Here is a 12,163-nt window from a genome sequence, read left to right on the forward strand (position 1 = left end):
TCAGACCCGTGTCGGAGAACAAAGATCCCCGCGTAGCCGAATCGGGCGGGACCGTTGACGGCGTGAAGTTCGTCTACGACTTCACCGAGGGCAACAAGGACCTCAAGGACCTCCTCGGCGGCAAGGGAGCCAACCTCGCCGAGATGACCAACCTGGGTCTCCCGGTGCCACCTGGCTTCACCATCACCACCCAGGCGTGCAAGGTCTACCTCGACAGCGGTGAGGAGCCCCCGGCCCTGCGTGATGAGGTGAGCGCCCACCTGGCGGCCCTGGAGAAGACGATGGGCAAGCGTCTCGGGCAGGCGGACGACCCGCTGTTGGTCTCCGTACGCTCCGGCGCGAAGTTCTCGATGCCGGGCATGATGGACACCGTCCTGAACATCGGCCTGTCCGACACCTCCGTGCAGGGCCTGGCGCGGCAGGCCGGCGACGAGCGCTTCGCCTGGGACTCCTACCGGCGCCTCGTGCAGATGTTCGGCAAGACCGTCCTCGGCGTCGACGGGGAACTCTTCGAGGACGCCCTGGAGAAGGCCAAGGAGGCCAAGCGGGTCAAGGTCGACACCGAACTGGAGGCCGCGGATCTGAAGAAGCTGGTCGCCCGCTTCAAGAAGATCGTCAAGGCCGAGGCGGGCCGGGCCTTCCCGCAGGACCCCCGCGAGCAGATGGATCTGGCCGTCAAGGCCGTCTTCGACTCCTGGAACGGCGAGCGGGCCAAGCTGTACCGGCGCCAGGAACGCATACCGCACGACCTCGGCACCGCGGTCAACGTCTGCTCCATGGTCTTCGGCAACCTCGGTCCCGACTCCGGCACCGGTGTGGCCTTCACCCGCGACCCGGCCTCCGGCCACCAGGGCGTCTACGGCGACTACCTCCAGAACGCGCAGGGCGAGGACGTGGTGGCGGGCATCCGCAACACCGTCCCGCTGGCCGAGCTGGAGTCGATCGACAAGGACTCCTACGACCGACTGACGCAGATCATGGAGCGGCTGGAGAACCACTACCGGGACCTCTGCGACATCGAGTTCACCATCGAGCGCGGTCGGCTGTGGATGCTCCAGACCCGCGTGGGCAAGCGCACCGCCGGCGCGGCCTTCCGTATCGCGACCCAGCTCGTGGACCAGGGCCTCATCGACGAGGCCGAGGCGCTCACTCGCGTCAACGGAGCCCAGCTCGCCCAGCTGATGTTCCCCCGTTTCGACGAGGACGCCACCGTGCGGCAGGTCGGTCGCGGCATCGCCGCCTCGCCCGGCGCCGCGGTCGGCAAGGCGGTGTTCGATTCCTACACCGCCGTGAAGTGGTCCCGGTCCGGCGAGAAGGTGATCCTGATCCGCCGGGAGACCAACCCGGACGACCTCGACGGCATGATCGCGGCCGAGGGGATTCTCACCTCCCGGGGCGGCAAGACCTCGCATGCCGCCGTCGTGGCCCGGGGCATGGGCAAGACCTGCGTCTGCGGAGCCGAGGAACTGGAGGTCGACACCAAGCGACGGCGCATGACCACCCCCGACGGACACGTCGTCGAGGAGGGCGACCTCGTCTCCATCGACGGCTCCTCCGGCAAGGTGTACCTCGGACAGGTGCCGGTCGTGCCGTCGCCCGTCGTCGAGTACTTCGAGGGCCGGATGCACCCGGGCGCCGACGACGCGGACGAACTCGTCGAGGCCGTCCACCGGATGATGGCCTTCGCCGATCGCAAGCGTCGGCTGCGGGTGCGGGCCAACGCCGACAACGCCGAGGACGCGCTGCGTGCCCGCCGCTTCGGAGCCCAGGGCATCGGGCTGTGCCGCACCGAGCACATGTTCCTCGGCGACCGCAGGGAACTCGTCGAGCGGCTGATCCTCGCCGACACGGAGGCCGAGCGCGAGGAGTCGTTGAAGGAACTCCTGCCCCTGCAGAAGGCGGACTTCGTCGAGTTGTTCGAGGCGATGGACGGTCTCCCGGTCACCGTCCGCCTGCTGGATCCCCCGCTCCACGAGTTCCTGCCGGACATCACCGAGTTGTCCGTCCGGGTCGCCCTCGCCGAGTCCCGACAGGAACCCCACGAGAACGAACTCCGCCTGCTCCAGGCCGTGCACCGCCTGCACGAGCAGAACCCGATGCTCGGCCTCCGCGGCGTCCGCCTCGGCCTGGCCATCCCCGGACTGTTCACCATGCAGGTCCGCGCCATCGCCGAGGCGGCGGCCGAACGGAAGGCGGCCAAGGGCGACCCACGCGCCGAGATCATGATCCCGCTGGTCGGCACGGTCCAGGAACTGGAGTTGGTCCGCGACGAGGCCGACCACGTGATCGCCGAGGTCGAGGCGACCGCCGGCGTCCGGCTGCGACTCGCCATCGGAACCATGATCGAACTGCCTCGCGCGGCCCTGACCGCCGGGCAGATCGCCGAGGCCGCCGAGTTCTTCTCCTTCGGGACCAACGACCTCACCCAGACCGTGTGGGGCTTCAGCCGGGACGACGTCGAGGCATCCTTCTTCACCGCCTACCTGGAGAAGGGGATCTTCGGAGTCAGCCCGTTCGAGACCATCGACAGGGACGGCGTCGGCTCCCTGGTGGCCGCCGCCGCGGCGGCCGGCCGCGCCACCCGGCCCGACCTGAAGCTGGGCGTCTGCGGCGAACACGGCGGGGACCCGGAGTCCGTCCACTTCTTCCACGAGGTCGGACTGGACTACGTGTCCTGCTCGCCCTTCCGTATCCCGGTCGCGCGCCTGGAGGCCGGGCGCGCCGCCGTCACCTCGGAGGGCAGCGACCACCGCTGAACCCTCGGGGCACCCGAGCCCCGGAGCCGCCGTCTGTCACCCGACCACCCTCACCGATCGGCGGCGGCTCCGGACCACGAAGAGAGGGCGGCGCCCGTGCGGGGGCGCCGCCCTCTCCGCTCGCCGCACCCTCCGGGTGCCGGGGCCTCGGGCCGGAGACGGGTGTCAGCCGCGGAAGGGGCCGGTCACCTCGTAGGTGATGCCGCCCGCCGAACCACCGGTGGTGCCGCGCTGGCTGGAGAAGTACAGCCGGTCGCCGGCAGGGGAGAAGGCGGGGCCGGTGATCTCCGAGCGGGACTGTCCCTCCACCCGCAGGAAGGGCGCGACGACCTCGTCCGGTGTGATCACGCAGATCTCCATGTCGCCGCCGTCCTCGGCCACGAACAGGTCGCCGGAGACGGAACCGGTGACGTTGTCGACCCCGGTGAGCGGAGCCGAGCCGCCCGCCACCAGCGAGTCGTCGTAGGCGAGCCCGTAGGTGCCGGCGGCCGGGTCGAGGCGCCAGACGCGGTCGTCGCCCTTCGTGGTGAACCACACCGTGTCGTCGGCGTAGTGACAGCCCTCGCCGCCGTCGAAGGACTTGGCTCCGGAGACCTGGGTCCGGGTGCTCCACGGGAAGCCGTCCGGGTCGGGGACGTCGGCCCAGTCGAAGGTGCCGCTCGTGCCCGACCCCCCGACCAGCGCCTGGAGCCTGCCGGAGGAGAGGTCTCCCCAGGAATCCGGAACGAAGCGGTAGAAGCACCCGTCCGGCTCGTCCTCGGTCAGGTAGATCACCCGGCGCACCGGGTCGGCCGCCGCCGCCTCGTGTTTGAAGCGGCCGAGCGCGGGGCGTCGCACCGCCTCGGCCACACCCCACGGGTCGGCCTCGTGGACGTGGCCGCGCGAGACCTCCTCGCAGGAGAGCCACGTCCCCCACGGGGTGCTGCCGCCGGCGCAGTTCTGTCGGGTGCCGGACAGGATGCGATAGGCGGCGGTGACCACGCCGTCGGCGGAGAAGCGCACCGCGCTCGCCCCGCCCGACGTGAGGGTCTCCGCGTTGGAGACGTAGATCCAACCGGTGCCGTCCGCGTAGCACGCTCCGCCGTCCGGGGCGTCGTGCCAGGTGTACGAGGTGCCGGGGACCACGTGGCCCGAGCGGGCGATCACCCGGCTGGTGAAGCCTTGGGGAAGCCGGATGCCGTTCGCGTCGGGTGAGCCGGGGGGCCCGTAGGGGCCCGGGCCGGGCTGTGCGGGGTCGGCGTGGGCCGCGGTGCGCCACAGGGTGCCGCTCAGCGCGGCGGTGGTTCCGCCGAGGGCGACCGCACGCAGCAGGGTACGACGTTCCACTCTCGCTCCACAGATGTCGTGACCGCCCCTCCGCCGGGCGGCGGCGGGGTCGCGCGGGGAGCGAGCCTAGGCGAACGGGGTGGCCGTGGCGTGGACGCGCCGTGACGCGCCGTGGTGCGGGCGCGCCCGCGTGCCTCGGGTTCGCGCGGTGTCCTCCGATCGGCCCACAGGGCGTCCGCCGCGGCGGGGGCTGGACGGTCGACGTGACCACGGGTCGCCGCTTCCTACGGTGAAAGCACTGACATCGCCGAAGGGCGAAACTCCAGACACGATCCGAAGGGACCGAACGTGACCGACTTCGACACCACTCTCTTCCAGGGCATTCCCGAGACGCTGGCCGAGGGCGACATCGGGGTGGCCCCCGAAATGAGCATCATGGTTGCCGACGCCTTCGCCGCCGCGCAGGTGACGGTGGCGGCCGGTCACGCGCTGATCGGCAGTCTGGTGGACGCGCTCGGAGGCTGAGCGCGCACGAGGTTCGAGTACGAAGGGGCGCCGTCGCCAGCGCCCCTTCGTCATGTCCGGGTCGTCCGCCCTCCTGAGCGAGGAGGGCCCGGCGCGGTCCGCACCGACGCTCGCGCGGCGCACGCCGTTCGCGAGTGGCGGGCGGGTCAGCGGGTGGCGCGACGCTTGCGGGCCGCGAACACCAGGCCGCCGCCCGCCAGCAGGATCGCCGCGCCGCCGGCCGCGAGGTAGGTGGTGGCCGAGTCCGATCCGGTCTCGGCCAGGTCGACGGCGGCCTGGTCGTCCGTGGCCGCGGAGTCGCCGGCGGTGCCGCTCTCCTCGGTGTCCGCGCTCTTCGTGGTGTCCTCCCCTTCCTCGGAGCCCCGGTCGGTGGCCGGGACGAACCCGGCGGGCGGGCGGTCGCAGCCGACGCCGTCGCCGTCCCGGTCCAGGTGGCTGCCGTAGTGTCGGTCGCCCTCGGGGATGTTGCTGTACCCGCTGTCGTAGGCGGTGGTGCAGTTGGGGAAGGGGTGTGTGCCGTCATGGGCCACGGCGGTGGCGGGCACCGCCGCCACGGCCAGCGTGGCCACCGCCACGGCGAGGGACGTGCGCAGTGGGGTCGGGATGGTCGTCACGGGTTCTCCGGTGATCGTGTGCCGAAAGTCGATAGGTGTGCACGGAGCGCAACCACGAGGGACGAGCCTAGGGAGGGCGTGTCGCACTGTGGGCGGTTGGCGGCCCCTGTGACGTAAACGTGACGTGACTTGTCGGTAACCCTGTGCCATCGGTCGCCTGTTGGCGCCCCGCGTCCACGACGCCTCCGGCGGCGGCCGCCGCCCGCCGTCGCCGTCCCGGCGTCAGTCCTCCCCGCCGGCCTCACCGGCACGCCCGCTCGACGCGCGTCGCGCGGTGGATGTGTCGCACCCGTCGGACGTCTCGCGCGCGTCGAGGGGGCGCGCCGCCAACTCGTAGGTCGCCACCCGCACCGAGTCGTCCTCCAGGCACTCTCCCGTGATCAGGTCGAAGCGTTGTCTCAACAGCGGTGAGGAGACGTAGGGACGCCCGCGGTGGGTTCCCGTCAGGCCGCGCGAGAGGACCGCCGCGCCGGTGAACGGGTCGTGGTTGTCGATTCCGTACAGCCTCCCGGCGCGGTCGGTGAAGACGGCGGCCTGGCGACCGTCGGGCAGCAGCGCGGCGACCCCTCGACCGGGCAACAGGTCGGCGATCGGACACACCGGGAGCCACCCGTCGGCCAGTCGCAGGCGCACCCAGGGTTCCGGCGCCGGACGGCGGGCGGAGTGTTTCGCGGGCCGGGCGCCGGTCGGCTGCGCGTCGGACCCCGGGGGCGTCATCGGCCGGCTCCGGAGCCGGCCGCCGCGGTCCGTGGCTCGTCGGCGTCCGTCGGGCGCGAGTCGGGCCTGATCTGGTCCCGTTCGGGGAGGAACGCGATCGACGGGTCCGGGGTGCCCGGCGCGTTGACGAAGGACACGAAGCGGGCCAGTCGTTCCGGGTCGGCGAGGGTCTCGGCCCATTCGTCGCGGTAGTGCGCGACGTGCGTCGCCATCAGCGCCTCCAGTTCGTCGCAGATCCCGAGGGAGTCGTGCACGACCACGTCGCGCACGTGGTCCAGGCCGCCGGGCAGACGTTCCAGCCAGGCCGAGGTGCGTTCCAGTGGTTCGGCGGTGCGGATGTAGAACATCAGGAAGCGGTCGATCAGCCGCACCAGGTCCGCCTGGGCGAGGTCGCGCGCCAGCAGGTCCGCGTGGCGGGGAGTGGCCCCTCCGTTGCCGCCCACGTACAGGTTCCATCCCTCCGAGGTGGCGATCACGCCGAAGTCCTTGGAACGCGCCTCGGCGCACTCGCGGGCGCAGCCCGACACGGCCGACTTCAGTTTGTGCGGGGCGCGCAGGCCCCGGTAGCGCAACTCCAGGTCGATCGCCATCCGGACGGAGTCCCCCACCCCGAACCGGCACCAGGTCCGCCCGACACAGGATTTCACCGTGCGCAGCGCCTTGCCGTAGGCGTGGCCGGACTCGAAGCCGGCCTGGACCAGTCGGGCCCAGATCCGGGGGAGTTGCTCGACACGCGCGCCGAACATGTCGATGCGCTGCCCTCCGGTGATCTTCGTGTAGAGGCCGAAGTCCCGGGCGATCTCGCCGATCACGATCAGCTTCTCCGGCGAGATCTCGCCGCCGGGGACCCTGGGCACCACGGAGTACGAGCCGTTCCGTTGCAGGTTGGCGAGGAAGTGGTCGTTGGTGTCCTGGAGCGCCGCCTGTTCGCCGTCCAGCACGTAGCCCCCGGCGCCGATCGTCGGGGCCAGCGAGGCGATGACGGAGGCCACGGCGGGTTTGCACACCTCGCAGCCCTCCCCTCCGCGTGCCTCGGGGCGGCCGTGCCGGTCCAGCAGATCCCGGTGGGACGTCACCCGCAGCGCCCGGACGATCTCGTACAACTCCTCCCGGGACTGTCCGAAGCAGCCGCACAACCCCCGGTCGATGTCGGCGCCGCCGGCCTCCAGCGCGTGCTCGACGAGTCGGCCCAGCGTCTTCACGCAGGATCCGCAACCGCTGCCGGCGCGGGTCCGCGCGGTGACCTCGCGCACCGTGGCGCACTCCGGCGGGTCCACCACGCCGAGGACGGTTTCCTTGGTGACGTTGTGGCACGAGCAGACGACGGCGTCGTCCGGCAGCGAGGCCGGGCCGAGCGTCGCGGGCGCGGACCCGCCCGCCGGCAGAACCAGCGACTCGGGGGCGACGGGCGGCACCGATCCGGTCAGCGCGCGCAGCGTCCCGTACGTCTCCGCGTCGCCGATCAGCACGCCCCCGAGCAGCGCGCCGTCGCGCCCCACGACCAGCCTCCGGTACAGGCCGCTGCGCGAGTCGGAGTAGACGACCTCCAAGTGGTCCGGATCGGTGCCGTGCGGGTCGCCGAAGGACGCCACCTGCACGCCGAGCAGTTTCAGCCTGGTGGAGGTGTCGGCGCCGGTGAAGGAGACGTCCTCGGCGCCGGCGATGGCCGCCGCCGCGGTGCGGGCCTGCTCGTATCCCGGGGCCACCAGCCCGTACACCCGCCCGTCGGCGGCCTGGGCGCACTCGCCGATCGCGAACACCCGGGGGTCGCCGAGGCTGCGGCACCGCTCGTCCACGGCGATGCCGCCGCGTTCGCCCACGGTGAGCCCGGCTCGACGGGCCAACTCGTCACGAGGACGGACCCCGGCCCCGAACACCACCAGGTCGGTCGCGAGTTCGGTCCCGTCGGACAGGGTCATGCCCACCACGGAGCCGTCGGCCCCGGTGACGACGCGTCGGGTGCCGCGTCCCGCGTGCACGGTGAGACCCATGCCCTCCACCGTGCGAAGCAGGGTCGCCCCTCCGCCCTCGTCGATCTGCGCGGGCATCAGCCGGGGGGCGAACTCCACGATGTGCGTGTCCAGTCCGAGGTCCCTGAGTGCTCCGGCCGCCTCCAGGCCGAGGAGCCCGCCACCGACGACGGTGCCGGTGCGCGCCCGTGCGCGCGCGTACTCCTCCAGGGCCAGGAGGTCGTCGAGGGTGCGGTAGACGAAGCACCCCGCGGCCTCGCGGTTGGGGACCGGGGGCACGAAGGGGGTGGAGCCGGTCGCCAGGACGAGCAGGTCGTAGGTGACCACCCGACCGGACCGGGTGGTCACCCGGCGGGCCCGCCGGTCGACGGCCTCGACCGGGTCGCCGAGGGAGAGTTCGACGCCGTGTGCGGCGAGGAACGCCGGGTCGCTCAGGGACAGCTCGCCGGGTGTGGTGCCGGAGAAGTACGAGGTGAGTCGGACGCGGTCGTAGGCGGGGCGGGGTTCCTCGCCGAGGACGATCACGCGGTGCGTGTCGGTGAGGCCGCGCTCGGCGAGGGCCTCCAGGAAGCGTTGGCCGACCATGCCGTGGCCGACGAGCACGATCGTGGGGCGGGAGCCGGTGGGGGGCGCCGTCCTGGGCATCAGGGGCCTCCGTGGTCGGTGGGCGGGTGCAGCGGGTCTTCGCCGGTGGCCGGGAGCGGTTCTCGCGCCTCCCAGGCGCGGATGAGCGCGTCCCCGGCGTCGAGGTCGCCGACGAGGACCCCGCCGGCCGGCCGGTCGCCTCGGACGACGACCTTGCGGTAGCTGCCGCGCGTGGCGTCGGCGAACCGCACCACGTGGTCGCCGGGGCCAGCCTCGACCTCCCCGAACGCGACGAGGTCGAACGGCACGGGCGCCCTCGCGGGCGAGGGGCGCCCCGCGTCCCCGGTCCGTTCCCTCCGAGGCGCCGCGACGGCCGCCGGCGCGCCGGCGCGGGTTCCGGTCCTCGTCGCCGGGGGGAGCGTCAGCCGGGTGGGCGGGCGACTGCCCCGGTAGCGCGCGCCACCGTCGCCCGAGAGCAGCGCGGCGAGCGTCGCCGCCTGTTCCAGCGCGGGCACCGCCGGGCCGTAGGGGGTGCCCGCGTGCTCCGCGCAGTCGCCCAGAGCGTGGACGTGGGGGTCGGAGGTGCGCAACGCGTCGTCGACGAGGACGCCCCGCCTCACGGCCAGACCCGCCTCCCGGGCGAGCTTCACGCGCGGGCTCGCGCCACAGGCGAGCACCGCCAGGCGGGTGTGCAGGAGCCGCCCGTCGGCCGTCTCGACCGCGCGCAGCGCGCCGTCGACGGTGCGTACGCCCGTCACCGCGGCGGAGGTCCGTACCTCGACGCCCAGACGCGCCAGGTGGCGACGCACGAGCCCCTCCGCGGTCGAGTCCAACCGGATGCCCAGGAGCCTGGGGGACCGCTCCACCACGACGACCCGGGCGCCCCGCGCCGCCAAGGCCCCCGCCGCGGTCACGCCCAGCGGCCCGCCGCCCACGATCGCCACCCGGCGCCCCGCGCGCGCCGCGCCGGCCAGTCGGAGGCAGTCGTCGAGGGTGTGGAAGGGGTGCAATCCGGCGGGGAGTTCGGGGCCCTCCCCGAGACCTCGCAGGGTCGGCACGGTCGGAGCGGATCCGGTGGCCAGGACCAGGGTGTGGTAGTCCACGACGGAGCCGTCGGCGCGACGCACGGTCCTGTCGCACGGGTCGACGCGGGTCACCCGGCCATGCCGCAGTCTCTCGGGGGACGGCAGGGCGATGACCTCCGGGGGGTAGGTTCCGGCCAACACCTCGGTCAGCAGGACCCGGTTGTAGGGGCGGGGCCGTTCCTCGCCCAGGACGGTCACGGGCGTGCCGAGGCGGTCCAGTCGCCGGGCGAGGGCGATACCCGCGAGACCCGCCCCGACCACCACGACACGCTGCTTCGGGGACATGTCGTCCAGCCTGCTCGGCCGTTGTTACCCGGCGACATCGCGGCCGTTTCCCGGGGGGAACGGCGTCCTCCGAGTCCCCGACACGTCGCGGTGAGGCCGCGGGCGGCCCGGCGAGGGCGTCGAGTCCGTCCACGGCGTTCGGCGGTCGGACCGTCGCGGGTCGCGGCACTCGACCCGCCGCGGCGACGCGAGCCCCCTCCCCTGGGACGCCGTCGAGGGGGCGCCTCGTCAGGAAGACTCCGGTTCATGGGGTGTTCACCCGATCCGTCGGTTCCCGGAGGGTTCGCCGCGCTCCGTGAGGGGCGTGGGCGCGAAGGGGGCGGCGAGGCCGCGGCGCGTGTCGACCGTGCCCCGGGGCGGTTCGGTAGGGCCGACCGGGCCGCCCGGCGGGGCCCTCCGGCGCGCCCGGTGGCCCTCGTGGCGGGGGGTGGGTGGGAGTCCGGAGTACCCGGATCGCATACAACTTGTCCATGACAAGCAGTCATCGCACGGCCCACGCTGCGTGTTGTCACCTGAATGAGACCTTCGGCTACCTAGCGGTAACTGCTTGCCGTGTGTCACTTTCTCCGCGCCACCGGCCGGTGCCACTCCCCATTCCCCCACTCACACCACCGCCCCTCGACGGGTGAGGTGTGTCCGAACGCTGGAGACAGCCCTATGAAGCGCTCCGCTCGCATGGTCGCCATCGGTGCCGTGGTCGCCGCCGTCACCCCCCTCCTGGCCGCGTCGCCCGCCCAGGCCGACACGCGCAACCCGGTCCTCTTCGTGCACGGCCTCAGCAGCTCGTCCAGCACCTGGAGCACATGGGTCGACAAGTTCAAGGCCGACGGGTACGACTCCTCGGAGCTGCACACCTGGTCCTACAACTGGCGGCAGTCGAACAAGACCACCGCCTCGCAGCTCGCCACGAAGGTCGCCCAGGTCCGCGCGGCCACCGGTGCGGAGAAGGTCGACATCGTCACCCACTCCATGGGCGCCCTCAACGGCCGCTGGTACGTCAAGTACAACGGCGGCACCTCGTACGTCGACGACTTCGTCTCGGTGGCCGGCGTCAACCACGGCACCAACTTCAGCGTCCTGTGCTCCTTCTACACCTCCTGCTGGGAGATGGTGGCGGGCAGCGGCTTCCTGAGCACGCTCAACTCCGGTGACGAGACCCCCGGCGACGTCGACTACCTCGCGCTGTACTCGTCCTGCGACTTCCTGATCAACCCGGACACGTCCGCCAAGCTGGACGGCGCGACCAACGTCAACGTGGGCTGCGTCAGCCACAACGACATGAACGACGACTCGGGCAACTACACCAAGGTGCGGGACTTCATCGCCTGACGCCCGCCCTCCCCGCTCGCGCGCCTCGGCGCCCCGGCCTCGTCTCCTCGGGCGCGGCCGGGGCGCCGAGGCGTTTCCCGCCCCGACGGGGGTGGCGGGTCGCGGGCCTTCCGGGGGCGTCGCCGGTGAACCTCATATGTTCCTCAGAGGCATGGCCACCTCGCAGCCGCCTCCCTAATGTCGTGATCATGCCCGAGATAGCGCTGACCACGGTCGCCTTGCTGTGCCTGGCGGCGCTCGTCGCCGGGTGGATCGACGCCGTGGTCGGTGGGGGCGGGCTGTTGCTGCTGCCCGCCCTGCTGCTCGGACTCCCGGCCGGCACCCCGGCCTCCCACGCGCTGGGGACCAACAAGGCCGTCGCCATCGTGGGCACCGCGGGCGCGGCGGTGACGTACGCCCGCAAGGCGCCGGTGGACGTGGGCACCGCGGTCCGTATCGGACTCGCCGCCCTGGCCGGTTCCTCGGGCGGCGCCTTCCTCGCCGCCGGGATGAGCACCGACGTGCTCAAGCCGGTGATCATGGTGGTGTTGCTGGCCGTGGCCGCCTTCGTGATCCTCAGACCCTCCTTCGGCACCGCGCCCGCTCCCGGCCCCGCCACTCGCCGACGCAGGATCGCCGCCATCGGTCTCGCCGGCGTCGGCATCGGCTTCTACGACGGGCTCGTCGGCCCCGGCACCGGGACGTTCCTCGTCCTGGCGCTCACCGGCCTCCTCCACCTCGACCTGGTGACCGCCTCGGCCACCGCCAAGATCGTCAACTGTTGCACCAACGCGGGAGCGCTCGCCATGTTCGCCTGGCAGGGCGCGGTGCTGTGGCAGCTCGCCGCGCCGATGGCGGTGTTCAACCTCGCCGGTGGCATGCTCGGCGCGCACACGGCGCTCAAGCGCGGCAGTGGCTTCGTCCGAATCGTCCTGTTGGTCGTCGTCACGGCGCTGGTGGCGAACCTCGCCTACGAACAGTGGCTCGCCTAGGCCGACACGCCCGCCCGGCCCACCCCTGGACGGCGTTTCACCCGCGTCGGGTGATGAACC

General features: G+C 72.6%; 8 protein-coding genes and 1 pseudogene. 4 read left to right on the forward strand and 5 right to left on the reverse strand.

Translation table 11 applies throughout. The features are described 5' to 3' along the window. Positions 1-8: 8 nt before the first annotated feature. On the forward strand, positions 9-2,756 hold the full coding sequence (ppdK, locus tag JEK78_RS16150; RefSeq protein ID WP_200259911.1) for a pyruvate, phosphate dikinase: 2,748 nt from the start codon (positions 9-11) through the stop codon (positions 2,754-2,756). A gap of 165 nt (positions 2,757-2,921) precedes the next feature. On the opposite strand, the gene JEK78_RS16155 is transcribed toward ppdK, so the two are convergent. Continuing rightward, positions 2,922-4,082 carry an alkaline phosphatase PhoX gene (locus JEK78_RS16155; RefSeq protein WP_200259913.1) on the reverse strand — a complete coding sequence of 387 codons (1,161 nt, stop codon included), beginning with the start codon at positions 4,080-4,082 and terminating at the stop codon, positions 2,922-2,924. A 288-nt stretch (positions 4,083-4,370) separates the two neighbouring features. Here JEK78_RS16155 and JEK78_RS16160 point away from each other — a divergent pair, with 288 nt between their 5' ends. Continuing rightward, positions 4,371-4,547 (forward strand): hypothetical protein, encoded by a 177-nt coding sequence (locus tag JEK78_RS16160; RefSeq protein ID WP_200259916.1) that lies wholly within the window; start codon positions 4,371-4,373, stop codon positions 4,545-4,547. Between the two features lie 146 nt (positions 4,548-4,693). Here JEK78_RS16160 and JEK78_RS16165 read toward each other — a convergent pair whose 3' ends face one another. From JEK78_RS16165 to JEK78_RS16180, 4 genes and pseudogenes are all read right to left on the reverse strand, one after another. Beyond that, positions 4,694-5,161 carry an excalibur calcium-binding domain-containing protein gene (locus JEK78_RS16165; RefSeq protein ID WP_242483101.1) on the reverse strand — a complete coding sequence of 156 codons (468 nt, stop codon included), beginning with the start codon at positions 5,159-5,161 and terminating at the stop codon, positions 4,694-4,696. Positions 5,162-5,488: 327 nt separating this feature from the next. After that, a pseudogene (gene nirD / locus JEK78_RS23455) lies at positions 5,489-5,794 on the reverse strand (nitrite reductase small subunit NirD); the annotation flags it as partial. Positions 5,795-5,874: 80 nt separating this feature from the next. Next, complete coding sequence (gene nirB / locus JEK78_RS16175; RefSeq protein WP_200259925.1) at positions 5,875-8,493, reverse strand: nitrite reductase large subunit NirB; 2,619 nt, start codon at positions 8,491-8,493, stop codon at positions 5,875-5,877. Beyond that, complete coding sequence (locus tag JEK78_RS16180) at positions 8,493-9,803, reverse strand: FAD-dependent oxidoreductase (protein WP_200259928.1); 1,311 nt, start codon at positions 9,801-9,803, stop codon at positions 8,493-8,495. Before JEK78_RS16180 ends, nirB begins: the two co-directional genes overlap by 1 nt. Positions 9,804-10,460: 657 nt before the next feature. Here JEK78_RS16180 and JEK78_RS16185 point away from each other — a divergent pair. Both JEK78_RS16185 and JEK78_RS16190 read left to right on the forward strand, forming a co-directional pair. Further along, positions 10,461-11,132 (forward strand): alpha/beta fold hydrolase, encoded by a 672-nt coding sequence (locus JEK78_RS16185; RefSeq protein ID WP_200259931.1) that lies wholly within the window; start codon positions 10,461-10,463, stop codon positions 11,130-11,132. Positions 11,133-11,320: 188 nt separating this feature from the next. After that, positions 11,321-12,103 carry a sulfite exporter TauE/SafE family protein gene (locus JEK78_RS16190; protein WP_200259934.1) on the forward strand — a complete coding sequence of 261 codons (783 nt, stop codon included), beginning with the start codon at positions 11,321-11,323 and terminating at the stop codon, positions 12,101-12,103. Positions 12,104-12,163 lie beyond the last annotated feature (60 nt).

The organism is Streptomyces sp. HSG2, from assembly GCF_016598575.1.
Classification (GTDB): domain Bacteria; phylum Actinomycetota; class Actinomycetes; order Streptomycetales; family Streptomycetaceae; genus Streptomyces.

Excerpts from the sequence above, each read along its gene's own strand:
- nirB (WP_200259925.1), bottom strand. The coding sequence starts at position 8,493 with ATGCCCAGGACGGCGCCCCCCACCGGCTCCCGCCCCACGATCGTGCTC.
- JEK78_RS16180 (WP_200259928.1), bottom strand. The coding sequence starts at position 9,803 with ATGTCCCCGAAGCAGCGTGTCGTGGTGGTCGGGGCGGGTCTCGCGGGT.
- JEK78_RS16185 (WP_200259931.1), top strand. The coding sequence starts at position 10,461 with ATGAAGCGCTCCGCTCGCATGGTCGCCATCGGTGCCGTGGTCGCCGCC.
- JEK78_RS16190 (WP_200259934.1), top strand. The coding sequence starts at position 11,321 with ATGCCCGAGATAGCGCTGACCACGGTCGCCTTGCTGTGCCTGGCGGCG.